Genomic DNA, 25,776 nt, shown 5'->3' on the forward strand with positions numbered 1-25,776 from the left:
CACCATTCACCATGGGCATGGAGCGAACAATGAACACCGATGAAGTGCTGGGCATTTTCCGCGAGGCCGGCGCCGTTCTCGAAGGGCATTTCATCCTGACGTCGGGCCTGCGCAGCCCGGTCTTCCTGCAAAAGGCGCGCGTTTTCATGCATGCCGACAAGACCGAGCGCTTGTGCAAGGCGCTCGCCGAAAAGATCCGCGCTAGCGTGCCCGGCAGGATCGACTACGTCGTCGGCCCCGCGATCGGCGGGCTGATCCCGGCCTATGAGACCTCGCGCCATCTTGGCGCGCCGGCGATTTGGGTCGAGCGGGAAGGGGGCGAATTCAGGCTGCGCCGCTTCGAGATCTCCAAGGGATCGCGCGTCGTCATTGTCGAGGACATCGTCACCACCGGCCTGTCGATCCGCGAGACCATCGACTGCCTGCGCGGCCTTGGCGCCGAAGTCGTTGCCGCCGCATGCATCATCGACCGCTCGGCCGGCAAGACCGATGTCGGCGTGCCGCTGATCGCGCTCGCCGAATATGAAGTTCCGGCCTATCCGGCCGACAGGCTGCCGCCCGAACTCGCCGCCATACCGGCGATCAAGCCCGGCAGCCGCAATATATGACGGAGGCGCTGCCGTGATCGCCGGCATCGATCATTTCGTGCTGACAGTTCGGTCGGTGGACGATACCTGCGCCTTCTATCAGCGCGTGCTTGGCTTCGAGCGTCTCGACGAGCCGGATCGACCAACGGCGCTGCTGTTTGGAACGCAAAAGATCAATGTGCATCAGGTCGGGCGTACCTTCGAGCCGAAGGCCAAGGCGCCGACGCCGGGCTCCGGAGATTTCTGCTTGATTGCTAGCCGGCCGCTCGCCGAGATATGTGCCAGCCTCGCCGCCAATGGCGTGGTGATAGAGGTCGGCCCGGTCGAGCGTGCCGGCGCTCGTGGCGCGATGATATCGGTCTATTTCCGCGACCCGGACGGCAACCTCGTCGAGGTCAGCGAATATCGAACCTAAGCGGCGCTCCTTAAATTCGCCGCGATCATACCCTGTTCAGAACGACGATACCCAGGGCTGGCGCGACCGGCCACCGAGCGGATGCCCTCGGCCTCGTTGTTCTTCGGCCAGCGCATCGCTATATCAAAGTCGTAGTTGCTTTTCGGCGACCGCAGAGCGCAGCATGGGCTGTCGCGCCTGGCTGGAAAAGCCGGCGATGAAGCCATCGATGGAACTAGGAACAGGAACAGAGTGCTTTTTCGACGGCGCAAGCCTGATGGTTTTTTCGAGCGGGTGCGTACTTATTTGTGGCCGCGCCGCTCGTTCTCGCGCTCGCTGCGGTATTTTTCCAAGCGCATCCTGCGGCTTAGGGCCACGCCGCACGCAGTGGCCGCCGGTGTTGCGGCGGGCGTATTCGCGTCGTTTTTCCCGCTTGGCTTCCACTTCATCATTGCTGCCATCCTGTGCTGGCTGATCGCCGGCAATCTGGTCGCGGCGGCACTCGGCACGGTCTTCGGCAACCCCCTGACCTTTCCGCTGCTATGGGCCGCCTCCTGGGAGGTCGGCAAGCTGATCCTGCATGAACACCTGCCGGCGCATGGCCCACCCGCGCATCTCGGCGACATGCTGCATAATCTTTCCTTTGCGCAGTTGTGGGGACCGGTGCTGAAGCCGATGACGATCGGCGCAATACCGCTCGGCCTGGCTTTCGGCCTGCTGTTCTACGGCATCACCCGCTGGGGCATGGTCACTTTCCAGGAGCAGCGCCGCAAGCGGCTGGCCGAAAGAGCGGCAAAGGCTGGAAAAACCGGGCCGGAAGTTCCCGCCGAATGATTATCGGTATCGGCAGCGACCTCATCGACATCAGACGCATCGAGAAGTCGCTGGAACGTCATGGCCAGCGCTTCATCCAACGCATCTACACCGAGATCGAACAGGCGCGCTCCGAAAACCGCGCGGCGCGTGCGGCCTCCTACGCCAAGCGTTTCGCCGCCAAGGAAGCCTGCGCCAAGGCATTGGGCACCGGTCTGGCGCAGGGTGTGTTCTGGCGTGACATGGGGGTCGTCAATCTGGCCAGCGGCAAGCCGACCATGGCGCTGACCAACGGGGCGGCAGCGCGGCTGGACGAAATCCTGCCTGAAGGGCACCGCGCGGTGATCCACCTCACCATCACCGATGATTTTCCGCTTGCTCAAGCCTTTGTGATCATTGAAGCGTTGCCGGTCGAAGAAGCGCCACATTGATTGCATCTGACCACCGGCATGACGTTGCCCAGCGCGCGCCGAGACTCTATACCATCCAACGCACAATCGAGGACGACATGAGCGTGGCTGAAAAAACCCAGAAGAAATCCGGCGGACTTGGCGAAACCGTCAGCGTCATCGTCCAGGCCCTGCTGCTTGCGCTGGTCATCCGCACGCTCCTGTTCCAGCCGTTCTCGATTCCGTCAGGCTCGATGCGGCCGACTTTGCTCGAAGGCGATTATCTCTTCGTCACCAAATGGTCTTACGGCTTCTCCCGCTATTCTCTGCCGTTCGGGCCGAACATCTTTTCGGGCCGCATCTGGGGCTCCGAGCCGAAGCGCGGCGATGTGGTGGTGTTCAAGTTTCCGCCGGATCCTTCCGTGGACTATATCAAGCGCGTCGTCGGCCTGCCGGGCGACAAGATCCAGGTCAAGGATGGCCAACTCTTCATCAACGACGTAGGCGTGCCGCGCGTCAAGGTCGGGCAGATCGACAACCGCGACATCACCGAGGAGAATGGGCCGGTCGATGTCTATCGCGAGACGCTGCCGAACGGCGTCACCTACGACACGCTCGACCTGACGCAGGCCTCGATCGGCGACAATACCAAAGAGTTCAAGGTGCCGCCCGGTCACTATTTCATGATGGGCGACAATCGCGACAACTCGTCGGACAGCCGCTTCACCGTCGGCTTCGTGCCGGACGAGAATTTCGTCGGCCGCGCCAACCTCATTTTCTTCTCGATCGGCGGCAGCGCCAGCCCGCTTGAAATCTGGAAATGGCCGTCGCTGATGCGCGCGTCGCGCCTGTTCCATTTCGTCAATTAGGGCCATGGCGGCGACGAAACGGCTGACCGCCGATGCGCTCGCCGAGGCGCTCAGGGAGCGTACTGGCCACAGTTTTGGCGACCATCAGCGCCTGCAGCGGGCGCTGACCCATGCCAGCGCTCGCGGCAGTCATGCCGGCATCGACTACGAACGTTTCGAATTCCTGGGCGACCGCGTTCTCGGACTTGTCGTTGCCGATATGCTGCTGGCGGCATTTCCCGACGCTGCCGAGGGTGAGCTGTCGCTGAGATTGAATGCGCTGGTCAACGCCGAGGCCCTGGCGGAGATCGCCGAGGAGATCGGCCTGCCGGAACTTATTCGCGCCGGTTCGGACGTACGTGGCCTCGATGGGCGCAAGCGCGTCAATCTGCGCGCCGATGCATTGGAATCGCTGATCGCAGTGCTCTATCTCGACGGCGGGTTGGAAGCGGCCCGTGCCTTCATCCACAGATACTGGCAGCCGCGATCGCAAGCCATTGACGCCGCCCGTCGCGATGCGAAAACCGAACTCCAGGAATGGGCGCATCAGGCGGCAGGCGCAGTGCCGGTTTACATAATCGACAGCCGCGAGGGACCGGACCACGATCCGCTGTTCACCGTCAGCGTCAAGGTCGGCGCCTATCCGCCGGCGACCGGCAGCGGGCGCTCCAAGCGCGAGGCGGAGCAGGCTGCAGCCGCGGCACTTCTGCAGCGGGAAGGCGTCTGGCTTAATCAAGGGAGTGCCGCATGACCGCCACCGAAGCTCCGGCAACAGAAGCTCCCGCTACCCGCTCCGGCTTCGTCGCGCTGATCGGTGCGCCCAATGCGGGGAAATCGACGCTGGTCAACCAATTGGTCGGCGCCAAGGTGTCGATCGTGACGCACAAGGTGCAGACCACGCGCGCTATCGTGCGCGGCATTGCCACCCATAACAACGCGCAGATCGTCTTCATCGACACGCCGGGCATATTCAAGCCGAAGCGCCGGCTGGACACCGCGATGGTGACGACCGCGTGGGGCGGTGCCAAGGACGCCGATATCGTGCTGCTCTTGATCGATGCCGAGCGCGGCGTCCGGGGCGATGCCGACGCGATCCTCGAGCGGCTGAAGGACGTCCGGCAGCCGATGGTGTTGATCCTCAACAAGGTCGATCGGGTCAAGCACGAGACGTTGCTCGCATTGTCGGCGGCAGCCAATGAAAGGGTGCCGTTCAAGCGCACCTTCATGGTTTCGGCGCTGACCGGGTCCGGCTGCAGGGACCTGCTCGACTATCTCGCCGAGACCTTGCCGGCCGGCCCCTGGTACTATCCGGAAGACCAGATCTCCGACTTGCCGATGCGCCAGCTCGCGGCCGAGATTACCCGCGAAAAGCTCTATCTCAGGCTGCATCAGGAACTGCCCTATTCCTCCCACATCGAGACCGAGAAATGGGAAGAGAAGAAGGACGGCTCGGTGCGCATCGACCAGACCATCTATGTCGAGCGCGACAGCCAGAAGAAGATCGTGCTCGGCCATAAGGGCGAGACGATCCGCGCCATCGGCCAGGCCGCGCGCATGGAAATCGCAGGCATACTCGAGCAGAAGGTGCACCTCTTCCTGTTCGTCAAGGTGCGCGAGAACTGGGGCGACGATCCCGAGCGCTACCGTGAAATGGGGCTCGAATTTCCGCACTGAGCCTGTTTGGGCGATCCGCCGAGCGGCCTGTTGGCCGCCTCAGGATATTGAGCGATACCCAAGGGCCAGCGACACGCCGTCGACAAGATGTTCGGCGTCGGAGACGTTTTCGAACGGGATGCCCGTTCTTGCATAGTCGAGCGGCGAGAAATCGGAGCCGTCGGCGTTGATCAGCGCAGCCTGGCGCCTTGCCTCCTGCATGTCGCCCAGCTGAGCGTAACAGGCGGCAAGCCGGGTGCGGATCCACGGCGTCGGTCGCGTCGCCAGCTCCAACGCCTCGGCAGCCGTGCGGTATTCGCCCAGCATGTATAGCGCGAGTGCGCGATCGTATTGACACCAATGGGGATGCAGCGGGTTGATGCGGATGGCGCGCGCCAGCCAGGCGAGCGCGTCGAGCGGCCGGCCGCGCATCGTCAACAGATGTCCCATCTGCTCGATACAGTCGGCGTCGCCAGGATTGAGCTCGAGCGCCATGCGTAAATGATGCTCGGCCGCCTCGTGGTCGCGCACATTGAGCCGCACCAGCGACTGGATGCGGTGTGCCGTTGCCTGGTCCGGCGACCATGCGATGCCCCGCTCGGCCAAGGTCGCGGGCTTTCGTCAGAACGGCGTCGCTGACGGGCCCGAATTCGCTGTTGAGCACATGCGCCAGCGCCAGATAGGTGTAAGCAAGGCCGAAGGCCGGATCCCTGACGATCGCCGCTTCGAAAAATGCGGCCGCTTCTTTCAGTTCGCTTTGCGCAGGATCGCGCAGCAAAGCGACGCCGCGCAGCACCAGTTCATGGGCGGCGAGGCTGGCTACCGGCTGCCGCGAGGCACGTTGCAGGCCGGCATTGTTCACCCGAACCACCAGCCGGCCGACGATCTTTTCGACGATCTCCTGCTGGATGGCGGACAGGCCGGCGTAATCGGCCTGGTAGCGATCCCCCCAGAGCTGGGCAGCGCTGGCTGCGTCAACGAGATTGACCGCACAGACGATGCTGTCTGCCTGCCGCCGCACCGAACCCTCGACGAGATAGTCGGCGCCGATGCGCGAGCGTACGACAGGCCATTCGCTGGGCGAATATGAGGCAAACGAGAAGCTCGAATTGCGCGCCAGGACCGTCAGCGTGCCGAAGCGGGCGAGGCCGTTGATAATGTCTTCGGCAATACCGTCGACGATCGCTTCGTCGGCCGGATCGGCGCCGTCATTGCGAAACCTGAGCACCGCCACGATCGGCTGCGCGCCGGGTTCGGGCACCGGTTCGATTTCAGGGATCAGCATGTAGCCGCGTTTCGATACGGTCCGTATCGTTTCCTCGCCGAGCACCTTACGGATCTCGCGAATCGACTGTGTCAGCGAGTCCTCGGTGACGAAAACACCCGGCCAGACCGCATCCATCAATTCCGACTTCGGCACCACACGGCCGATATGGCGGGCGAGATGCGTCAGCGATGCGTAGGCTTTCGGCCGAAGGAAGGCCGGCTGTTCGGCCCGGCCGAGCGTACCTTTGCCCAGATCGAGTGTGAAACCGCCGAACTGAAAAACCTGATCAGTGGCCGAAACCGCCATCGAAACGGCCCGCTCCCTGAAGCCGTGCCTGCATTGGCCTACGGCTGGAGGGCTGGGTCAAGGTCTGTCGCCGCCGAAAGCGGTGCTTTGGATTTGGGCGCCGCAAATTAGACGGCGCCAGCGAGGGCGGGCTGCGTTGCCGACCTGCGGACGAAGCTCTCGGTGCCGTAGACGGCAACGATGGCAACCGCAGCCACCGCCCAGATCGCAACACCGATCCATTGCTGCCGCACATGGTCGGCGTCGATGAACACCTTGCCCAGGAAGCGTACGCTGTTCTGATGGGTGACATGCATGAGAATGGCGAGAAGCACACTGCCGGTGTTCTGATAGAGCCAGGTGAATACCACTGCCGCCAGCAGGACGTTGACCGTGCCGTAGACGCTGAGGTCGCCGATCAGGCCGAGCGGAAGATGCCAGATCGCCCAGATCGCGCCGAGGATCAGGCTTCCCGCCAGCGCCGAATGCTTGCCTAGCAGACGCGGTGTTGCAAAGCCGCGCCATCCCGGCTCTTCGCCAAGTGGACCGCTGAAGACCGCATACAGCGCGATGATCGGCAGTATCTCAGTGACGGCTGGAATGTTGCTCCAGGCCGGCGTCGCCGAGCCGAACAGCGGATTGACCAGGATCGAGGCCAGCTGTGTGCCGAATGGTAGGCCGAATGCCACCAGATACCATAGTGGAGATACCCGCCACTTCACCATGGAAGCGAGAATACCCCTGACCGAAGTCCAGCCTCCGGAAACGGCTGCGACAACGAATCCGGACAGCATCGGGCCGAAGGTAAACCAGGGAATGCTATCGCCATTCGACAAGTAGAACGGGATGAAGGCAAACCAGGTCAGGACAAGCGTCAACGAAAAGAAGGCAGTCAACTGATGCTGTCGCACCAGGCGCAGGAACGAAGTCATGTCGGTCCTCTCACCGGGCAGATAACAATGAGAGGTCGCCGGACTGCCCGATCGGTCGACTTGCATCTTGAACCGCCGGCCGAATCCCTCCGGGAGGCCATGCGCCGACCACCTCGGTCGACCCGTTTCTTATTGGCACCGGCGCGCCCCGAAATCCTGAGCGGGTTCTGAGAAATTTCCGATATTTCATGCAGAACCGACCAGTCAGACCGGCTGGAGCACCTGCCGATATTGCAATCGTACATGCTTCCCGTTCGTCGTCTCTCCGTCACACACCCTGCCTATACACTGTACGAAAGACCCGCTTCCGAGCAAACCGGAACCGGCGGGCAAGCAGCCAGATCAGGACATGACCAGGACTTGGAATCGCTTCGACCCCATCCGTCAGATCGAGTTTGCAAACGTCGTCGCTGTTGAGGTCGAGCAGGCGCTGGCGCGGCAAAATGGGGTGACGAACAGCGATGCGATCCTTGCAGCGGGCAGGGTCGCCGGGGCCGTTGCCGCCGCAGTCGCCCTGCTTGCGCCGACCGACATCAGGGCGATCGACATCATGCAGGAAAGATTGCCCGGCATGGCGTCGCGATTCGTGCGGATATTGGCGGCCGAAGCTGCGGAACGCGGTGCCCGGACGCGTCTGTCGAGCGCGCACGAAGGCCAAGGGGCAGACATCCAACGCCTGGCCGGAACGGGCGACCTCGACTCGATGCGGGTCGAGGACTGGGCGGTCGGGTCGCCGGGTCGACGTTCCTGCAGCAAAATCTCGGCATATCGCGCTCGACCCTGCATCGCTGGCAGCGGAGCGGCACGGTCGTTGCGTTGCGCACCGGTGGCCGCAAACATGTATTTCCCCTGGCCCAGTTCGTCGACGGCAGGCCGGCTCCGGGTATCAAGGAAGTCTTGTCCGCGATGCCCGAGCCACGGCATGCCTGGGCGTGGCTGATCGGCCCCGCGCCCGGCCTCGCCGGACGTACTCCCATTGAAATGCTCAGGCAGGATCTGGTGGCGGAAGTCGCTCTTGCCGCACAGAACGCAGCGATGGCGAAGTTGGCTTGATCTCGCTGCCAACGTTAGAAGTCCATTCCAAAAAAAGAACACGTAAAAGGAATGTCTGTCGGATTCCGATCGGTTTGCCGGCTAATGGTACAAGTATATTTTCGTACAATTGTGACAATGTCTCGTTTGTGCCAGGAGCGATCATGAAGAAAATATGAAGTGATATTTGTGCAACATGGATTTCTTCTGTTATTAAAACATTGATTATTTTTATAATCGTCATTGAGACTGGAACGCCGATGAGGATGTTCGCCGTCTGAAGAGGGGGTGCAGTGCGCGCCTTTTTCGACGTGGGTGAGGCGTTCAGCCATTCAACCATGGGTTCAAAGCCATTTTAACTTTGACTGGAGAGGTCAGGAAATGAATATCAAGAGCCTTCTTCTCGGCTCAGCCGCGGCATTCGTCGCGGTCTCCGGCGCGCGCGCCGCCGACGCTGTCGTGGTGGCCGAGCCGGAACCCGCCGAATACGTCAAGATTTGTGACGTCTACGGCGCCGGCTACTTCTACATTCCCGGCACCGAGACCTGCCTGCGCATCGGCGGCTATGTCCGCTATGACGCCAGCTTTGGCGACGCCGGCCGCGTTTTCGATGGCGCGACGACACACGATCTTATGGACGGTGACGAGCAGCAGACCTGGAACAAGAATGCCCGCTTCAATCTGAAGACGTGGACCGGCCAGGAAACCGAGCTCGGCACGTTGAAGACGTACACCGAGACCCGTTTCAACTTCGGCAATACCAAACGCACGGTGAGCGGTGTTGATTTCAGCGTGCAGGACAACAAGGCGGTTACCCTGAACTTCGCCTGGATCCAGCTTGGAGGTTTCCGCGTCGGTAAGGATGAAACTGTCTATGATTCGTTCATCGGCTACGCCGGCAACGTCGTCCAGGACACCATCATTCCTTACGGCACCAAGGACACCAACCTGATCAGTTACTACTTCGACGGCGGTAATGGCTTTACGGCAGTCGCTTCGGTCGAAACGGGCTCCGGCGCTGACCAGTCGATCGACAGCTACGTTCCGTTTGTCGTCGGCGGCGTGAAATACAAGGGCGACTGGGGTGCGATCACCGCGGTCGGCGCCTATAACAGCACGTCGGAAGAATGGGCTGGCAAAGCTCGCCTAGACGTCAAGCCGATTACTGACCTGACCCTGTTCGTGATGGCAGGCTACGGCAGTGACGACAACGTCGCGAAGAACTTCTACAAACCGTGGACTGGCAACTTTGCCGTCTGGGGCGGCGGCAGCTATGCCGTCAACAAAAAGACCTCTTTGAACGCCCAGGTCTCCTATACCGACGACAAAGACTTCGCCGTTGCGGCCAACGTCGCCTACACCATCGTTCCTGGTTACACGATCACCGCCGAAGTCGATTATTACGACAATTTCGATGCCGACGATGCCGACGCAATCGGCGGCATCTTCCGCTTCCAGCGCTCGTTCTGATCAAACGACGATCTCGCAAAAAACGGCCCGTAGCGATACGCTACGGGCCGTTTTGGTTTGGCGGCGGATAAGTCGCTCATCTTGATTTCGCCATCCAATCGGTGACAAGCTCTCGTCATGGAATGGCGCGACGAGGGAATCATTCTCGGCACCCGCAAGCATGGCGAAACCAGCGCCATTCTCGAGGTGATGACACGTGCGCATGGCCGCCATCTCGGTCTCGTGCGCGGTGGCCGTTCGCGCAAGCAGCAGCCTGTCTTGCAGCCCGGCAATCGCGTCGACCTGTTGTGGCGGGCGCGGCTCGACGAGCATCTCGGCACCTTCCAGGTCGAGGCCATCGAGATGAACGCCGCCCGGCTGATGGACAGCGCCGTTGCCGTCTATGGCCTGCAGACGATGGCCGCGCATTTGCGTCTTCTGCCTGAGCGTGACGCCCATGGCGGCCTTTACGAGACGCTTGCGGTGATGATCGCTCATCTCGACGATGCCGATGCCGCCGGCGAGCTGGTGGCCCGCTTCGAGCTGCTGGTCCTCGACGAACTCGGCTTCGGCCTCGATCTCAGCCAGTGTGCGGCGACCGGCACCAGGCAGGATCTTGCCTATGTCTCGCCGAAATCCGGCCGCGCCGTGTCGCGGGCGGCGGGCGCGCCGTGGCGCGACAAGATGCTGGCGCTGCCTGCCTTCCTGCAGCGCGGTTCGGGCCTGCGCGCCGATCCGGCGGCGATCGAAGACGCCTTCCGGCTAACCGGCTTCTTTTTGACCCGTCATGTCTACGAACCACGCGGCATCGAGCCTCCCGGCGCCCGCGCCGGCTTCCTCGCCGCCTTGCGCAGGCACCATGCGCCCGGCCATGGATCCGGCAACCCGAGCGCCGCAGAAACCGCCGCCGGGGAAACCACCAGATGAGCGAAGCGGAACTCTATCCCGGCCGGGTCTCGCCGCTCGGCCTTGGCACCATTCCGCAGGTAGGCGAGGCCTATGCGACGGCCAAGTTCAAAGTGAATTTGACGCGGCCGATCTAAAGACGGGCGAGGTGGTGCGAGGGCAAAGTGGTGCACAAGGGCCGCATGCTGGCCGTTTCGGAAGCGGCGCTGAAGGACGCCAATGGCAAGCTGCTGGCTTTCGGCACCGAAACATGCTCGATCTTTGCGGCGGCCAATCTGGCGGCACGTTGAATGGACCGGCCGTTTGGCCGCCGCATTTGAATGTCACTGAAGATTGAATGTCAGTGACAACTGGCTTGGTTTGGGGGAACCGCCATGTTTGAAAGCCTGATTGGCCTCGTCGCCATCATCGCGCTGTTCGTCATCATTTCACGCCAGCAGAGCCGCATCGGCCTGATCGAGCGCGAGCTTGGCGCCTTGCGCAGCCTTGTCCTTTCAGGCGCGCCTGTGCTGCCGCCGCAAGCCAAGGAACCGGCTGCAAACGACAGCAAACCGACGGATGCCGTAATGCCGCCGGCGGCCGCAGCCGACATGGCCGTATCGCCAGGGACCGCAGCGGTCGTGTCAGCCACAGAGGCCGATGCCGATACGACGGCGCCGTCCGCACCGGAGTCGGCGCAACCGGCGGCAGCGGCGAAGGCAGCTCGCCAGTCCGACGTCGAAACGGCTCTCGGTACCCGCTGGGCGGTATGGGTCGGCGGCATCGCGCTGGCGTTGGGTGGGTTGTTCCTGATCCGCTACACCATCGAGGCCGGCATTTTCGGGCCACGCGTGCGGCTTGCTATGGCGGCGGCACTCGGGCTGGTGCTGGTCGCCGGCGGCGAGTTCATCCGGCGCACCGGCTTCAGGGTGCCGGTGCAAGGTGCCGCCGGTGCCTATATCCCGGCGATCCTGACGGCGGCCGGCGCCTTCATCCTGTTCGGTACCGTCTACGCCGCGTACAGCATTTACGGCTTCATCGGTCCGACGCTCGCTTTCACGCTGCTCGGCGCCATCGGGGTGGCGACGATCGCGGCAAGCCTGGTCCACGGTCAGGCGCTGGCCGGCGTCGGCCTGCTCGGTGCCATGGTGACGCCGCTGCTGGTCGCCTCGCAGGCGCCCAATCCGTGGGCGCTGTTTGGCTATCTGGCGATCGTGCTCGCCGCCACCGGCGCCATCGCCCGCATCCGCGACTGGAGGCTTTTGATGGCCGCAGCGTTCGTCGCCACCGGCATCTGGACCAGCTTCTACATGACCGACGCGCCGGGGGCGAACCTTGCCGTCATCCTCTTTATCGACGGGGTGACACTGGCCGTGCTCGCCTTCGTCTGGCTTGGCCGCCGCGGCGAAGCGGTCGCCGGCAGCGGCTTCGATTGGCCGTCGATCGCGCCGGGCTCCTTCGTCGGCCTCACGGCGTTGGCCCTGTTCGTCGATCCGGTCTTTGCCGCCGCCGGCGATGCCTTGCAGGGTGCCGCCCTTGTCGCAGCCCTGGTGGCGGTGGCGCTCTACCGGCCGCGGGCGCTTGCACTGCTGCACGCCGCCGGGCTGGCGACGGTACTGGTCTATCTCGGCATCATTCCACCGACCACGATCGCTTCCGATTTTTCGGGTGGCGCTCTCGGCGTCGACGGCATGCCGGTCGTGGCGTCCGATGCCTTGATGCTCAGGGTCGGCATCGCGCTGGGCCTGGTCTTCATCGGCGCCGGCTTTTGGGCGGCGCGCCGTTTTGCGGCCGCTGGCTGGCTGCGCGCCGCCACATGGGCGGCCTGGAGCGCTGTCGCGCCATTGGTCATCCTGCTGGCGCTCTGGTCTACCTTCGGCAATCTCGACCGCGACCTTGCTTATGCGGCGGTCGCAGCCGTTTTGGTCGGCGTCTTCGTCGCCGGCGGCGAATGGATAGCGCGCGGCGAAGCGCCGCCGCTGACCGGCGGCGCTGCTGTCTCCTTCGCGCTCGGCGGGGCAGCGGTTGCCGGCCTGCTGATGCTGCACATGGCCTTTGGTTCCGGCTGGACAACCATCCTGCTCGGAGCAGCCGCCGCCGTGCCGGCGCTGGCGACGCGCTGGCGTAGCTATCCGGTGCTTGGCTGGATTTCCGTTGGTGCGGTGATTGCAGTGCTCGGCCGCGTTGCCTTCGACCCGACCCTCGTCGGTGCCGAGTTCCTGTCGAAGACGCCGGTGTTCAACTGGCTGCTGCTTGGATATGGCGTGCCGGCGCTCGCTTTCGGTTTTGCCGCCTGGCAGCTTGCCCGAACCACCAATGGCCGACGGCGCCTCGCCATGGAGGCCGGCGCCGCGTTGTTTTGCCTGCTCACCGTCGCCATGCTGGTGCGCCATGCCATGCATGGCGGCGTCATCGATACCGCTGCTGCAACGCTTGCCGAACAGGCGATCTACACGCTGATCGCCATCGGTGCCGGTGCTATCCTGGTCGCCATAGACATGCGCTCGCCAAGTTCGGTGCTGCGCTACGGCTCGATTGCAGCGGGCGTGGTCTCGGTCGCCTTCATCGTCCTCCAGCATTTTCTGGCGCTGAACCCGCTGCTGACGGATGAATCGACCGGCAGCATTCCGGTGTTCAACCTTCTGTTCCTCGCCTACCTCTTGCCAGCGGTCGCGGCAGGCGCACTCGCACTCTATGCCCGTGACAAGCGGCCGAAATGGTATGCGGCGATGCTGGCGGTGGTGGCGGCGGTGCTCGCCTTTGCCTATGCCACGCTGTCGGTCAGGCGCCTGTTCAAGGGCGAGTTCATCGGGCTGTGGAGCGGTCTCGGCCAGCTCGAGACCTATACTTATTCCGCGCTGTGGCTGGTCATCGGCGTGGTGCTGCTCACCGCCGGTGTCTGGCTGAAGTCGCAGGTGCTGCGCATAGCGTCGGCGGCGCTGATCTCGATCGCCGTGCTCAAAGTCTTCATCTTCGACATGTCGGAGCTGGAAGGCGTGTTGCGGGCGCTGTCTTTCATCGGCCTCGGCGCGGTGCTCATCGGCATCGGCTTGTTCTATCAGCGGCTGCTGACAAGGGCGGCGAGGGGCACGTGACCGCGTTTCCAGACTTTCTTCAACTTTCGGCTGCAAGTCGGGAATAAATCGAGCTTAGGCAGCGTTATTCAGTTGCTTGGGTGACCGGGGCGGCGGACCGCTTCGCGCTGGCCGCTTGCGCCGCGCTGCAAAGGCGCGTTCAATCACCACGGACAGGGGCCCCAGAACCAGCGGTCATGGACGAAAAGAAGGCAGCAATCCTTGGCGAAATACCGCGTCTGCGCCGCTATGCACGCTCGCTGTTGCGCGACCGCGATTCCGCCGACGATCTCGTCCAGGATTGTCTCGAGCGCGCGCTTGTGCGGCTCGACAATTGGCAGACAGGAGAAAGCCCCAGGAGGTGGCTGTTTACGATCATGCACCATTTGTTCATCGACCAGATGCGCAAGGTGAACCGGCGCGGCGAGGCGGCGATGCTGCCGCTCGAGGCAAGCGAGGCGCAGGCAGCACCCGCCGAGCAGGTCGAGAGCATCGCTTCGCGCGAGATCGTGGACGCGCTGCAGGCGATCAGCCCTGACCGGCGGGCGGCACTTGTGATGGTCGCCATCGAAGGGTTTTCCTACGCCGAAGCCGCCAACATCCTTGGGGTTCCCGCCGGCACCTTGATGTCGCGCATCGCGCGCGGGCGTGAGGAACTGCGCGCGCTGCTGGATGATACCGCGCGCCGCCGCTCGATAAGGATCGTCTAGAAATGAGCCGGCGCGATTTTTCCGAACGCGACATCCACATGGCTCTCGATGGCGAGTTGCCGGGCGACGAGCGGACGGCCTATGAGGCATGGCTCGAGGCCAATGCCGAGATGAAGGCCAAGAGTGCACGCTACGCCGCCGACCGGGCAGCGTTGCGCGCAGCCTTTAATGGCGTGCTGGACGAACCCGTCCCGGTGCGGCTGAGCAAGGTGGTGCTTGGCGAGACGCCAGCGGTCAGAGCGTCGCCGTCGCGCTCGCGTTGGTGGCTTGCGGCCGCCGCTGCCGTCATTCTGATGATTGGCGGCGCTGGCGGCTACCTTGCCGGCGTCGGCCGCCTTGGCCTGGAAAATACGGCCGAGGACCAGCTTGCCGAAGAGGCGATCGCCGCCCACGTCATCTATGCCGCCGAAAAGCGGCATGCGGTGGAAGTGCCGGCAAGCGACAAGGATCATTTGCAGAGCTGGTTGTCGAACCAGGTGGGTTTGAAGCTGGTCGCGCCGGACCTGGCGGCGCAAGGATTCCAACTGGTCGGTGGCAGGCTGCTGCCTGCCGGCCAGGGCAAGGCCGCGATGCTGCTTTATGAGGACGTCAACGGTGAGCGCATATCGCTCTTCGTCACCGCCGAATCAGCGGCCAAGGCCAAGGGCACCTATGAGTCTGAGGAAGATGGTCCTGGGGCCGTCTATTGGCTGGACAAGGGTTACGGCTGCGCTGTCGTCGGCTCGCTGCCGCGCGAGCAATTGGCCTTGGTGGCCAAGAGCGCCTATGGCCAGCTTCTGGCGGGCTTGCAAAGCTGAGCAGGCGCTTGTTTTCCGGAGCCGCGCCGATGCCGAAACACGGTGGTCGTCCAAAGCCTTTGCGCGACCTGCCTGCCGTCAAAACTGTCACAATTCGGCCCTAATCGAGGTGCGATAGCGCTTGCTGAATGCTGGCACTTCGGCTGGTGTGACCGATGTTTAGTCTAGGGCCTTTTCCACAACCCAATCGAGGTTTTCTGAGCCCGCATGCCTGCCGAGATTCGCAAGGCCCGCGCGTCCGACGTCGATGACCTCGCCGCCATCGAAAAAGCCGTTTTCTCGAGCGATCGCATTTCTCGCCGCTCCTTTCGCCAACTGATCGAACGCGACACCGCCGAACTGCTGGTTGGCGAAAACGATGGTCGCGTCGCCGGCTATGCAGTCGTGCTGTTTCGCAAGGGCAGCGGCGTCGCGCGGCTTTATTCGATCGCCGTCGGTCCATTTTTCGGCGGCCGCGGCGTTGGCCGGCTGCTCCTGGAAGAGGCGGAGGCCGCCGCTTTCGAGCACGGCCGCATGATGCTTCGTTTGGAAGTCCGCGAGGACAATCCGCGCGCGATTCAGATCTACGAGCAGAGCGGCTACCGCAAGATCGGCCGCGAACCGGACTATTACGAGGATGGCGCCACGGCGCTGCGCTATGAAAAGACCTTGCGCGGCGACATTCCGGTCGCCACCGAAGTGCCGTTTTATCAGCAGACTTGCGAATTCACCTGCGGACCATGCTGTCTGATGATGGCGATGGCTTACTTCGGCCCCGGATTCGTGCCGGACCCGGTGATGGAAATCCGGCTGTGGCGTGAGGCGACGACCGTTTTCATGATGTCGGGGCCGGGCGGCTGCGAACCGTTCGGGCTGGCCGTCGCCGGCTATGAGAGCGGGCTTGCTGCTGAGATCTATGTCTCCTTCTACGGAGCGCTGTTCCTGCAGTCGGTGCGCAGCGAGGACAAGCGCCGGGTCATGGAGCTGGCGCAGGTCGACTTTCGCCGCCGCGCGGAACTTTACGGCATCCCGGTGAATTACCGTCCATTCGGGCTTGACGACATTCGTACCGCGATCGCAGAGGGAAAACTGGTGCTGGTCCTGATCAGCGGCTTCCTGATGTTCGGCAAGAAGGTTCCGCACTGGGTATTGGCCATCGGTGACGACGGCGACCATATCCTGATCCACGACCCCTGGGTCGAGGACGAGCGGCAGGAGACAATCCTCGATGCTGCCAATATTCCCGTGCCTTACGGCATCTTCATGAACATGGCGCAATTCGGCCGCGACGGATTGCGCGCCGCCATCACTCTCGGAAAGCGCGACAGCCAATGACCTGGGTCATCCTTACCGGCCGGCAGAACGATCTCGACCAGGTGGCGACGCCGCACAAGATCATCACCAATCGCGACTACCTTGCCCATCCGGCACTGTTTCGCGGTCAGCGGCCGAAGGTCATCAACCTGTCGAACAATTACGGCTACCAGAGCCGCGGCTATTACGCGTCGCTGCTTGCCGGTTCGCGCGGCCATAAGGTCATCCCGACGGTCGAAACGATGATCGACCTGTCGGAGCGCAAGCTCTATGAGCACGCGTTGCCGGAACTCGAACTCGCACTCAACAAGTGCCGCAAGGACCTGGGCGGCGCCTTCCCGCAGAAGGTCTGCATCTTCTTCGGCATCGGACCGTCCAGGATCTGGGACCGCTTCGCCAAGCTGCTGTTCGACTGGTTTCGTGCCCCGGCGCTCGAGGTCCACATCAGGGACAGCGCCGAATGGGCCTCGATCCGCAAGATAGGCTTCCATCCCCTGGCCAGGATGACCGAGGACGAGGAAGCGCACTTTCTCCAGTGCCTGGAGACCTACACCAACCGCGAGTGGCGCGACACCAAGGGCCGCACGCCGGCGCGCTACACTTTCGCCACGCTGGTCGATCCGCATGAGGAACTGCCGCCGTCGGAAATTTCGTCGCTGCGCCACTGGGCCAAGATCGCTGAAAAGATGGGTGTCGAAATCGAGCCGATCACCAAGCGTGATCTGGCCAAGCTCGCCAATTACGACGCGCTGTTCATCCGCGAGACCACCTCGATCTCCAACCACACCTACCGCTTTGCCCGCCGCGCCCAGCAGGAAGGCATGCCGGTCATCGACGATCCGCTGTCGATGATCCGCTGCACCAACAAGGTCTATCTCAACGAGCTGATGACCTACAACAAGGTACCGGTGCCGCCCACGGTGATGATAGCCGGCATCTCGGATCTGGACGTTGCGGCGCAGACACTGGGCTTTCCCCTGGTGTTGAAGATCCCGGACTCCTCGTTTTCGCGCGGCGTCAAGAAATGCGGCACCTTCGAAGAGTTGAAGTCGCTCGCAACCGAATGGCTGGAAGATTCCGACCTCCTGATTGCGCAAAAATTCATTCCGACGGAATATGACTGGCGCGTCGGTGTCCTCGGCGGCCAACCTTTGTTTGCCGTCCATTATCTGATGGCCAAGAAACATTGGCAGATCGTCAATCATAAGGCCAACGGCAAGCCCGACCAGGGCGGCATCAAGACCTTCACCCTGAAGGAAGCGCCGGCGCATGTCGTCGAGACGGCGGTGAGCGCGGCGCGCTGCATTGGCGACGGCCTCTACGGCGTCGACCTCAAAGAAACCAGGGACGGCGTTTTCGTCATCGAGGTCAACGATAACCCCAACCTCGACCACGGCTGGGAAGACTCCGGCGAGAAAGACGAGGTCTGGGTGCGGCTGACGCAGTGGTTCCTGGAGCGGCTGGACCGGCCGGGGCGATAATATCCGAACTGAGGGCAAAAAAGATGCTGTTCTTCGTAACCGAGGATTTTCGCGGCTGCGACCGCAAGGAGATCTACCGCCGTTTCCGCGACCAGGGCCGCCTGAAGCCGGACGCGCTTGTCGTGCACCACAGCTGGATCGCAGCGGATATGAGCCGCTGCTTCCTGCTGGCGGAGGCTGCTGACGTCACGCTCCTGCAGCGGTGGGTCATCGAATGGGCGGATCTGGTCGAATTCGAGATCGTTCCCGTGGCGACGAACAAGGATATGGTGGAGGCATTGAGCGGACACCTCTGACCCGCGCGCTTCGACGAGCAATATCCGGAAATTGTATTGATGACTGAGCTGCCGGCTCGTCCGGCTGCCGTACTCAGCCGGATTGCCTGATCGTCGCGCTCGACCTCAGCAGCCGGTTGATGTCCGACGCCTTTGACGGCCTGCCGATCAAATAGCCTTGAGCCTCGACACAGCCCTCCTTTTGCAGGAATTCAAACTGCGCTTCGGTCTCGACACCTTCGGCGGTGACGGTGATGCCCAGCTGTGCGCCAAGCCCGATGATGGTGCGCACGATCGCCGCGGTATCGCGGCTGTCGATATCGCTGATGAAGGAACGATCGATCTTGATCTTGTCGACGGGAAAGCGCCTGAGGTAGCCCAGCGAGGAATAGCCGGTGCCGAAATCGTCCAGTGCGATGCGGACGCCCAGATCGCGTAGCTGCCCGAGTGTCTTGAGCACTAGATCGCTCTCGTCCATCAGCACCGTTTCGGTGATTTCCAGTTCAAGCCGGTTGGCCGGCACGCCCGAGAACGCCAGTGCCGAAATGACGCTGCGGGCAAAAGTACCGCTTTTGATCTGCACGGCGGAGACATTGACTGCGATGCGCCAAGACGCCCAGCCTGCCGCGGTCGTGCAGGCTTTTCGCAGCGCCCATTCTCCAAGCGGCACGATCAGCCCGGTCTCCTCGGCGGCCGGAATGAAGTCGTCCGGCCGCACCAGGCCGCGCACCGGCGAACGCCAGCGCATCAAGGCTTCGGCACCGACGATTTCGCCGGAGGCGATGTCCATGATCGGCTGGAAATCCAGCTCGAATTCGCGGCGCGACAGCGCTGCCCTAAGATCGATTTCCAGCGCCCGGCGTGCCCGCACCATCGCGTCCATGGCTGGTTCGAAGAAGCGGTAGAGGTTGCGCCCTTCGCTCTTTGCGCGATAGAGCGCCATATCGGCGTTTTTCAGCAAAGTGTCGGCGTCCTTGCCGTCACTCGGAAACAGCGCGATGCCAACGCTGATGCCGACGCGCATGTCATGTCTCTTGTCGCGAAACGGCTTTCCAATGATCTCGACGATACGTTTGGCCAATTTTTCCGCATCGCCCGGGCTTTTGAGATTGAACTGGATGATGACGAATTCGTCGCCGCCGAAGCGGGAGACAACGTCCGTTTCATTGCGCAGGCACCGTTGCAGCCGTTCGGCCACGCATTTCAGCAGCCAGTCGCCGGCGGGGTGTCCCCAACTATCATTGACTGCCTTGAAGTGGTCGAGGTCGAGCGAGAATATCGCCAGCGATCCGTTTGTCGTCTCGCTGAGGGCTTGGTCGAGCCTTTCGCGAAGCATCGAGCGATTGGGCAGGTTGGTCAGTGTGTCGTGGTGCGCAAGATGGGTCATGCGCTCTTCCACACGCCTGCGCTCGGTGACGTCGTCGAACGTCGCGACCCAGCCGCCGCCGCTCATCGGCCGGCGTGCAACCAGCAGCGTCCTGCCGTCGGCGAGATGGCGATGCGTTACGTGTGTTTTCCCCGCCCGCAGGCAGGCTTCGATTTGCGAGATTTCGCTGTCGGGGTCGAGCTTTGTGTAAATGCCCAGTTCCAGCAGCCGCTTGAACGCATCATGATGGCTCATGCCAAGCGGGAAGTCGGCCGGCCTGACATGATAAAGTTCCAGGAAACGTTCGTTGCGAACGATCAACTTGCCTTCCGCATCGTACATCAAAAGGCCTTGCGACATGTTGGCAAGTGCGGCGTCGAAACGGCGGTGCTGCTCCTTCAACTCCTGCTCGGCGCGGCGTTGCTCGGTGATGTCCTCGTAGATCGATACCCAGCCGCCTGACGCCAGCGGCCGGTGCGAAATGTTGACGATGCGCCCGTCCGCAAGCGTTTCCTCATAGGTGGAAGGTTTTGCCTGGTCGATATAGGGCTTGCGGATCGCATAGAGTTGCTCGGCGCTTTGCGAGGCGATGCCGATATCCACGCTATGCTGGAGGATGTCGAAAAACCGGATGCCAGGCCGCACCACTTCGGCGTCGAGGCGAAAGATGCTGATGTAGTTCCTGTTGCAGATGATCATCCGTTCATCGGCATCGAACATGCACAGGCCATGCGACATGTTCTCGACCGCTGCCGAAAAACGCTCGTTCTGTTCGCGCAGCTCGTCTTCGATCTGTCGCGGCAGACCAACGCCTTTGGCCCTCCGTCGGCGGACGGATGAACCAGCCTTGATACCGGCAACGGGCATGAGGCAAGCCTATGGACCATGGTTAACCACGGCACTGTTGTCCCTGCCGGTTAATTTACCGTTTTCAGCCGGCTGGAACGGCAGTCTGGCGTCGCGACTTTTCGATCGCCGCAAAGCGTTTGAGAAAGGCATTCTGCGCCCAGGTCACCGAGCGCGGCGTGACGTCGAAGCGCTCGGCATTGAAGCCGCGCGGCCTGCCGAAGAACTCCGTCGCCTCTGCCGTCGAAAAACCCGCAAGCAGCGTTGCTTCGAAATAGGCGGCGATCTGATCCGCTCGCTTGATCTCCTTGCGCAGTCCCGCGTCGAGTTCGGCCGGCAGTGAAAAGCGCACATGGATGGCGCGCTGCAGCCTAATCTCGCAATCGCTGTAGCTGCCGCCCATCACGGATTTGAACGGCGAGATCATGTCGCCGATGACATATTCCGGCGCGTCATGCAGCAGCGCCGCCAACCGCGCGTCGGCGTCGGCATCCGGCATCAGCTCGCCGACAAGCGTTTCGACCAGCAGCGAATGCTGGGCGACCGAAAAGGCGTGATCGCCTCTGGTCTGGCCGTTCCAGCGTGCGACGCGGGCAAGGCCATGGGCAATATCGGAGATCTCGATGTCGAGCGGCGAGGGGTCGAGCAGATCGAGCCGTCGGCCGGACAGCATGCGCTGCCAGGCGCGCGGCGGCGCCCCGGCGCGATCGGCAGCCATCAGGCGTCCTCCGCGCCGACGGCTTCGTGCGGAAAGCTGAATTTCGCCCAGGACGGGATAGCGAGCGACACGGCGACGTCGTCAGCCAGGATCGGCAGGCCGGCGTCGAGCGCTGCCTTGACCCGGTCGATGCGGGCAATGGCGAGGCCTGTCCTGCCGGCGGTCGAGCCAAGCGTGCCGACCGGTCGCTCCTCCACCGTCAACTCTGCGCGCGAAGTGGGCAGCGGGCGTTCGGCCGAGACAATCAATACCCTGCGCCTGGCAGTGCCGCGATGCTGCATACGCGAGACGACCTCCTGGCCGACGTAGCAGCCTTTCTTGAAGCCGACGCCGCCGATCTCGTCGAGCAGCACGTCATGCGGAAACGCGTCGCCGAGCTGATAGTCGCTGCCGCTTTCGGCAATGCCATGGGCGATGCGAAAGGCTTGCCATGCGGCAAGGTCGCCGCCATCTGCGGTGCCACCATAGAAGCGCTTGACGGCAGTAGCGACAAACCGCGCATCGGCAAACGGTGCTGATTCAAATTGCGAAGGAGTTGAATCGCTTCCCCATGCGACGGCCACAACCGGCTGATCCAGCTTGGCAATTTCGACTTTGGCGCGCAATTTGTAGAGCGTCAGCCGGCGCATGAAATCATCGGCGGTCTCGGTGCGGCATTCAAGTCGGAAAGCATTTTCGCCGGCGCGCGAGATCAGGAACTCGAAAAGGATCTTGCCCTGCGGCGTTAGCAGCGCGCCGGGCTTTGCTTCGCTGCTGCCGAGCACGTCGAGGTCGGTGGTCAGGATGTTCTGTAAAAAGTGCTCGGCATCCGGCCCGGACACGGAAACGAGTGCGCGATCTCTGAGCGAGGCAAAGGGCATGGTGGGAAAACGACCCTGATCTTGCAAAACTATCGGCCATTACGTAAGCCGCTGGCACTTCCCCCGCAAGAGACCGGATCCGCATGGCCCCCATCTACGATCTCATCCTGACAGGCGGAATCGTGGTCAACCATGACGGCGAGGGTTTTCGCGACGTTGGCATCAATGGTGGGCGCATCGCTGCCATCGGCGACCTCCGCCAGGCCTCGGCCGGTGAGACGATCGACTGCCGCGGGCTGCACATCCTGCCGGGCATCGTCGACAGCCAGGTGCATTTCCGCGAGCCGGGCCTGGAACACAAAGAAGATCTGGAGACGGGCTCGCGGGCAGCGGTGCTCGGCGGCGTCACCGCCGTCTTCGAGATGCCGAACACCAATCCGCTGACCACCAGCGAAGCAGCCCTTGCCGACAAGGTGCGGCGTGCCACCGGCCGCATGCATTGCGACTTTGCCTTCTGGGTTGGCGGCACCCGCGACAATGCGAAAGACGCCGGCGATCTCGAGCGGCTGCCGGGTGCGGCCGGCATAAAAGTGTTCATGGGCTCGTCCACCGGCGACCTGCTGGTCGAGGACGACGAAGGCGTTGCCTCGATCATGAGGAACACACGCCGCCGCGCCGCCTTTCACTCCGAGGACGAGTTCCGGCTGCGCGAGCGGCTTGGCGAGCGCATCGCGGGCGATCCGTCTTCACATCCGGTGTGGCGCGACGAGATCGCTGCGTTGCGCTGCACGGAGCGCCTTGTGCGAATCGCGCGCCAGGTCCGCGCCCGGATCCATGTGCTGCACATTTCGACCGCCGAGGAGATAAGCTTCCTCGAACAGCACAAGGATGTCGCGACCTGCGAGGCGACGCCGCATCATCTGACGCTGAGCGCCGATGATTATGCGCAGTTGGGCACCCTAATCCAGATGAACCCGCCGGTGCGCGCCACGCGCCACCGCGACGGCATCTGGCACGGTGTTGGCCAAGGCATCATTGATGTGCTCGGCTCCGACCATGCGCCGCACACCCTGGCCGAGAAGGCAAAGCCTTATCCGGTGTCGCCGTCCGGCATGACCGGGGTGCAGACTTTGGTGCCGATCATGCTGGACCATGTCAACGCCGGCCGGCTGACCTTGCAGCGCTTTGTCGACCTGACCAGCCACGGCCCGCAGCGTATTTTCGGCATCGCCAGGAAAGGCCGTATTGCCGCTGGCTATGACGCCGATCTGACCATCGTCGATCTGAAGCGCCGCGAGACCATCGCCAACGCCCAGCAGGGCTCCAAGGCCGGCTGGACGCCTTATGACGGCAGGCAGGTGACCGGCTGGCCGGTCGGCACCATCGTTCGCGGTCGGCGCGTGATGTGGGAAGGCGAGATCGTCGTGCCGGGCCAGGGTAGGGCGGTGGAGTTTTCCGAGGCGTTGGCGGGCTAAGCTCCCCGCCTCGATAACGGCCAGGCTAAACCACTCAATCCCCAGCGACGAAGAACGTCCATTGTCCGGTCGGCGTGATGCCGACTCGGTAGAAAATGTACGCACCGAACTGCTTCATATCGTCATAGTCGCTGGCGGTGACGATCTTGAACAGCTCGACCCGCTGCCTTGCATCGAGCTTGTCCAGCGGCAGGGCGAAAAAATAGGGCCAGACATAGAGATCCTGCGGCGTGCCGGCATCGACATGGACAAAACCGGCATTGAGCACCTCTTCCAGGATGGCGAGGATCTCCTGGCCCTCCGTGTCGCCGGAAAGGCCTTTCAGGAAGGCGATCGGGTCGCCCTCCATGTCGCCCAGCGACAATTGGGTCATCATGTTACCCGTGCCAATCAGCGGCCGCAGTCTTTCGATGTCGCCGCTCTTGCACGCCTCGACGATCAGATCGTGCATGCGCCTGACCGGTTCCGGCAACTTGGCAAGGTCGTAGACGACTTCGGGCACAGGCGCATCCGGATCGACATGCGGATTGGCCATGCCGCCATCGTCCGCTGGCCCTTTCGGTTCGGTTTGCTCCGGCTCGTCGGACGGAGTCGGCTGGCTGGCTGCAGGTGGCGTCGTGCCGAGCGGGCCGGGCATCGGCACGGTACTTCCAGGCGGCGACATGTCGCCGTCGGGCGGAGGCGTGACCGGCGAGGGCAGGTCTTCGCGCTTGATCTCGCTGAGGGCGTGAGCGGGACTGCTCGCAAGAAGCAATGCAAGGGGAATTGTGGCGCATGAAGCAGTAAGCCAAATGCTGAGGACCAGGCCGCGCGGCTTGCCTGATATCGAAAAATTCACCGCCTGCTACTCCCTGGTTCCAGCCCATCCATGTGCCCGGACATGATGTCCGGGCGGCGCGCCGTCGTCAAAGAACCGGGGTCAGTGCCGCAGTCTTTCGGGCTCGAAGGCGCCGGCAATCACCTTTTCACGCATGCGATCCAGCAGGGCAAGCGCCGAGGTCTCGCCATTGGTGCGCAGCATTTCGCCGAATGCCGTTTCGAGGGCTGCCTCGGCGATGATTTCCGGCTCGATCCCGGCCGACAATCCTTCTGCCCAGGCTTCGCTGTGGCTTTCCACGGCGGTCAGGCGCTTTTCTTCCCTGACCAGCGCGTCGATGTCGTTGACGCCATGTTCCATTGCGATGTCCACCCTTTCAAGCGGTGATCCGTTGGACAGGGATCAAGCTTGAGTTGTCCCTATTTACACGCAGGCGCAGTAAGTATTTGTAAATGCGACATTTTTTTGGTCGTCTTCTACAAATTCTGTCGCGTCCGGCAAACCTGCGTCCGATCCGTTTCAAACTTAGCCGATTAGGACGGCCAAGGGGACGGAAACCTTCAGTTTGAGTTAATTCCACATCTGCGCGCTAACGTTTCGTTAACATAGTTGCAAAAGTGCAACATCAGGTTTGCACCAAGACCTCACTCGAGGCAAGCGGAGAAGTGTCGAACGCGTCCGCCGCCCACAGCACCGGCGCTTGATGCCGGTTTGCCGGAACGGCAGCTGCCGCCGTCAGTTTCCGTAGCGAGAGGCTATGTCGCGAGACAGCGTCTCGCCTTCCTTCATGTAGCGGCTGATGGCTTCCGTCGCCGATGCCGTGCATTGCGTATAAGTACCGCCGAACGACCGGTAGCCGCGGTTGAAGCTGGCGATGAAGCGGGCGCGCCGCTCCGGGTTCGGATTTTCCGATGCGATCAGTTTTTCCATCTCGGCTCGCCACCGGTCTCCCTTCTCGCCACACAGATTACGCAGGAAATGCAGCGAGCCGAGCACTTCCGCCAACCGCATCAGGCCGGGCTCGAACGGGGCCTCGGCGGCAATCGCCGGGCGCGCACCGACAACCACACTGATGGCGAGGCATGCGGCGAGAAACGAAGACGTGCGGCTCATGAGTCCTTGTGCTGAAACAATTTGTCGCCTGCAAGGCGATTCTCTGGCTCAGGTCTCGCCGTCTTTGTTGGGACCGAGTAGATCGTCCGCAATTTCAAACACCGCATCGGCGAGCGGCATCGCTGTCATTTCGGCCAGCGTATAGAAAGCCGCGGTTTCGGCGTCGTCGCTGGCCACCGCCTCGCCGCCGGCATACTCGGCCCCAAACACCGTCAGCCAGTAGTCGACCGGATGCCCGTCGCCGCTGCCGTCGATGTGGATTTCCCGCAGCGGCCGGTAGCTGCGCGCCAGCAATCCAGTCTCTTCCAGCAATTCGCGCCGTGCTGCCTGTTCCAGCGTCTCGCCGGCTTCGACCTTGCCGCCGGGAAAGGCATGGAGGCCCTGCGAGGGCGGCCTGGCCCGCTTGACCAGCAGCACCGTGTCCTCGCGCACGACGCAGACCGAGACTGCTGGAATGATCTTGCGTGCTTCCATGGG

General features: G+C 62.7%; 28 protein-coding genes and 2 pseudogenes. 20 read left to right on the forward strand and 10 right to left on the reverse strand.

Features of this window, described 5'->3' with window-relative positions; all coding sequences use genetic code 11:
- Nucleotides 1-29: 29 nt before the first annotated feature.
- The 7 genes from pyrE to era all read left to right on the forward strand — a co-directional run bounded on the left by pyrE (nucleotide 30) and on the right by era (nucleotide 4,705).
- Nucleotides 30-608, forward strand: coding sequence for an orotate phosphoribosyltransferase (gene pyrE, locus NKG60_RS06490; RefSeq protein WP_352974528.1), 579 nt, complete (start codon nucleotides 30-32; stop codon nucleotides 606-608).
- Between the two features lie 13 nt (nucleotides 609-621).
- The gene (locus tag NKG60_RS06495; RefSeq protein WP_352667356.1) at nucleotides 622-1,002 is read left to right on the forward strand and encodes a VOC family protein; all 381 of its coding nucleotides are present in this window, start codon (nucleotides 622-624) and stop codon (nucleotides 1,000-1,002) included.
- 231 nt (nucleotides 1,003-1,233) lie between these two features.
- Entirely contained in the window at nucleotides 1,234-1,815 is a 582-nt protein-coding gene (locus tag NKG60_RS06500) for a DUF2062 domain-containing protein (RefSeq protein WP_352667353.1), read from the forward strand.
- A complete protein-coding gene (gene acpS, locus NKG60_RS06505; protein ID WP_023719885.1) occupies nucleotides 1,812-2,225 on the forward strand; it encodes a holo-ACP synthase in 414 nt (137 codons plus the stop codon). Before NKG60_RS06500 ends, acpS begins: the two co-directional genes overlap by 4 nt.
- Nucleotides 2,226-2,302: 77 nt before the next feature.
- A complete protein-coding gene (gene lepB / locus NKG60_RS06510; protein ID WP_352974531.1) occupies nucleotides 2,303-3,052 on the forward strand; it encodes a signal peptidase I in 750 nt (249 codons plus the stop codon).
- A gap of 4 nt (nucleotides 3,053-3,056) precedes the next feature.
- The gene (rnc, locus tag NKG60_RS06515) at nucleotides 3,057-3,782 is read left to right on the forward strand and encodes a ribonuclease III (protein ID WP_352667350.1); all 726 of its coding nucleotides are present in this window, start codon (nucleotides 3,057-3,059) and stop codon (nucleotides 3,780-3,782) included.
- Nucleotides 3,779-4,705, forward strand: coding sequence for a GTPase Era (gene era / locus NKG60_RS06520; protein WP_352974533.1), 927 nt, complete (start codon nucleotides 3,779-3,781; stop codon nucleotides 4,703-4,705). The genes rnc and era overlap by 4 nt, the downstream gene beginning before the upstream one ends.
- 39 nt (nucleotides 4,706-4,744) lie before the next feature.
- On the opposite strand, the gene NKG60_RS06525 is transcribed toward era, so the two are convergent.
- Nucleotides 4,745-5,290, reverse strand: a complete 546-nt coding sequence (locus NKG60_RS06525; protein ID WP_352974674.1) for a tetratricopeptide repeat protein — start codon at nucleotides 5,288-5,290, stop codon at nucleotides 4,745-4,747.
- Here NKG60_RS06525 and NKG60_RS06530 point away from each other — a divergent pair.
- Nucleotides 5,274-5,774, forward strand: a complete 501-nt coding sequence (locus tag NKG60_RS06530) for a hypothetical protein (protein WP_352974676.1) — start codon at nucleotides 5,274-5,276, stop codon at nucleotides 5,772-5,774. The two genes, NKG60_RS06525 and NKG60_RS06530, sit on opposite strands and share 17 nt — an antisense overlap.
- A gap of 249 nt (nucleotides 5,775-6,023) precedes the next feature.
- On the opposite strand, the pseudogene NKG60_RS06535 reads toward NKG60_RS06530, so the two are convergent.
- Together NKG60_RS06535 and NKG60_RS06540 are read right to left on the reverse strand one after the other, a co-directional pair.
- Nucleotides 6,024-6,257 (reverse strand): annotated as a pseudogene (locus NKG60_RS06535) (winged helix-turn-helix domain-containing protein); the annotation flags it as partial.
- A gap of 107 nt (nucleotides 6,258-6,364) precedes the next feature.
- Entirely contained in the window at nucleotides 6,365-7,168 is an 804-nt protein-coding gene (locus tag NKG60_RS06540) for a CPBP family intramembrane glutamic endopeptidase (RefSeq protein WP_352974535.1), read from the reverse strand.
- A 349-nt stretch (nucleotides 7,169-7,517) separates the two neighbouring features.
- Between NKG60_RS06540 and NKG60_RS32225 the strand changes: the two are divergent.
- The 11 genes and pseudogenes from NKG60_RS32225 to NKG60_RS06595 all read left to right on the forward strand — a co-directional run.
- A pseudogene (locus NKG60_RS32225) lies at nucleotides 7,518-7,739 on the forward strand (antitoxin Xre/MbcA/ParS-like domain-containing protein); the annotation flags it as partial.
- Between the two features lie 245 nt (nucleotides 7,740-7,984).
- Nucleotides 7,985-8,221: an antitoxin Xre/MbcA/ParS-like domain-containing protein gene (locus tag NKG60_RS06550; RefSeq protein ID WP_352974539.1), complete on the forward strand. Its 237-nt coding sequence runs from the start codon at nucleotides 7,985-7,987 to the stop codon at nucleotides 8,219-8,221.
- Nucleotides 8,222-8,581: 360 nt separating this feature from the next.
- A complete protein-coding gene (locus NKG60_RS06555) occupies nucleotides 8,582-9,670 on the forward strand; it encodes a porin (RefSeq protein WP_352974665.1) in 1,089 nt (362 codons plus the stop codon).
- A gap of 117 nt (nucleotides 9,671-9,787) precedes the next feature.
- The gene (gene recO, locus NKG60_RS06560) at nucleotides 9,788-10,576 is read left to right on the forward strand and encodes a DNA repair protein RecO (RefSeq protein ID WP_352667339.1); all 789 of its coding nucleotides are present in this window, start codon (nucleotides 9,788-9,790) and stop codon (nucleotides 10,574-10,576) included.
- Nucleotides 10,577-10,719: 143 nt separating this feature from the next.
- On the forward strand, nucleotides 10,720-10,845 hold the full coding sequence (locus NKG60_RS06565) for a hypothetical protein (RefSeq protein ID WP_352974541.1): 126 nt from the start codon (nucleotides 10,720-10,722) through the stop codon (nucleotides 10,843-10,845).
- 84 nt (nucleotides 10,846-10,929) lie between these two features.
- The gene (locus tag NKG60_RS06570; RefSeq protein ID WP_352974543.1) at nucleotides 10,930-13,629 is read left to right on the forward strand and encodes a DUF2339 domain-containing protein; all 2,700 of its coding nucleotides are present in this window, start codon (nucleotides 10,930-10,932) and stop codon (nucleotides 13,627-13,629) included.
- 176 nt (nucleotides 13,630-13,805) lie between these two features.
- Nucleotides 13,806-14,318 (forward strand): sigma-70 family RNA polymerase sigma factor, encoded by a 513-nt coding sequence (locus tag NKG60_RS06575; protein ID WP_292657948.1) that lies wholly within the window; start codon nucleotides 13,806-13,808, stop codon nucleotides 14,316-14,318.
- Between the two features lie 2 nt (nucleotides 14,319-14,320).
- The gene (locus NKG60_RS06580; protein WP_352974545.1) at nucleotides 14,321-15,115 is read left to right on the forward strand and encodes an anti-sigma factor family protein; all 795 of its coding nucleotides are present in this window, start codon (nucleotides 14,321-14,323) and stop codon (nucleotides 15,113-15,115) included.
- Between the two features lie 207 nt (nucleotides 15,116-15,322).
- Nucleotides 15,323-16,429, forward strand: a complete 1,107-nt coding sequence (locus NKG60_RS06585) for a peptidase C39 family protein (protein WP_352667328.1) — start codon at nucleotides 15,323-15,325, stop codon at nucleotides 16,427-16,429.
- A complete protein-coding gene (locus NKG60_RS06590) occupies nucleotides 16,426-17,889 on the forward strand; it encodes a RimK family ATP-grasp domain-containing protein (RefSeq protein ID WP_352862658.1) in 1,464 nt (487 codons plus the stop codon). Before NKG60_RS06585 ends, NKG60_RS06590 begins: the two co-directional genes overlap by 4 nt.
- A gap of 23 nt (nucleotides 17,890-17,912) precedes the next feature.
- Nucleotides 17,913-18,185 carry a DUF3303 domain-containing protein gene (locus NKG60_RS06595; RefSeq protein ID WP_352974548.1) on the forward strand — a complete coding sequence of 91 codons (273 nt, stop codon included), beginning with the start codon at nucleotides 17,913-17,915 and terminating at the stop codon, nucleotides 18,183-18,185.
- Between the two features lie 73 nt (nucleotides 18,186-18,258).
- Here NKG60_RS06595 and NKG60_RS06600 read toward each other — a convergent pair whose 3' ends face one another.
- From NKG60_RS06600 to ygfZ, 3 genes are all read right to left on the reverse strand, one after another.
- Nucleotides 18,259-20,397: a putative bifunctional diguanylate cyclase/phosphodiesterase gene (locus NKG60_RS06600; RefSeq protein WP_352974550.1), complete on the reverse strand. Its 2,139-nt coding sequence runs from the start codon at nucleotides 20,395-20,397 to the stop codon at nucleotides 18,259-18,261.
- Between the two features lie 64 nt (nucleotides 20,398-20,461).
- The gene (locus NKG60_RS06605) at nucleotides 20,462-21,094 is read right to left on the reverse strand and encodes an HD domain-containing protein (RefSeq protein ID WP_352974552.1); all 633 of its coding nucleotides are present in this window, start codon (nucleotides 21,092-21,094) and stop codon (nucleotides 20,462-20,464) included.
- Nucleotides 21,094-21,954 (reverse strand): CAF17-like 4Fe-4S cluster assembly/insertion protein YgfZ, encoded by an 861-nt coding sequence (gene ygfZ / locus NKG60_RS06610; RefSeq protein ID WP_352974554.1) that lies wholly within the window; start codon nucleotides 21,952-21,954, stop codon nucleotides 21,094-21,096. Before ygfZ ends, NKG60_RS06605 begins: the two co-directional genes overlap by 1 nt.
- A gap of 83 nt (nucleotides 21,955-22,037) precedes the next feature.
- Between ygfZ and NKG60_RS06615 the strand changes: the two genes are divergently transcribed.
- Nucleotides 22,038-23,369 (forward strand): dihydroorotase, encoded by a 1,332-nt coding sequence (locus NKG60_RS06615; protein WP_352974556.1) that lies wholly within the window; start codon nucleotides 22,038-22,040, stop codon nucleotides 23,367-23,369.
- A 34-nt stretch (nucleotides 23,370-23,403) separates the two neighbouring features.
- Here the strand turns inward: NKG60_RS06615 and NKG60_RS06620 are convergent, their stop codons facing one another.
- From NKG60_RS06620 to NKG60_RS06635, 4 genes are all read right to left on the reverse strand, one after another.
- A complete protein-coding gene (locus tag NKG60_RS06620) occupies nucleotides 23,404-24,207 on the reverse strand; it encodes a hypothetical protein (protein WP_352974558.1) in 804 nt (267 codons plus the stop codon).
- 81 nt (nucleotides 24,208-24,288) lie between these two features.
- Complete coding sequence (locus NKG60_RS06625; protein ID WP_023677749.1) at nucleotides 24,289-24,546, reverse strand: hypothetical protein; 258 nt, start codon at nucleotides 24,544-24,546, stop codon at nucleotides 24,289-24,291.
- Nucleotides 24,547-24,921: 375 nt separating this feature from the next.
- Nucleotides 24,922-25,299, reverse strand: coding sequence for a TIGR02301 family protein (locus NKG60_RS06630; RefSeq protein ID WP_352667309.1), 378 nt, complete (start codon nucleotides 25,297-25,299; stop codon nucleotides 24,922-24,924).
- A gap of 48 nt (nucleotides 25,300-25,347) precedes the next feature.
- Nucleotides 25,348-25,773, reverse strand: a complete 426-nt coding sequence (locus NKG60_RS06635) for an NUDIX hydrolase (RefSeq protein WP_352862653.1) — start codon at nucleotides 25,771-25,773, stop codon at nucleotides 25,348-25,350.
- Nucleotides 25,774-25,776 lie beyond the last annotated feature (3 nt).

The sequence above is a fragment of the Mesorhizobium sp. M1428 genome, assembly GCF_040317515.1.
Taxonomy (GTDB): domain Bacteria; phylum Pseudomonadota; class Alphaproteobacteria; order Rhizobiales; family Rhizobiaceae; genus Mesorhizobium.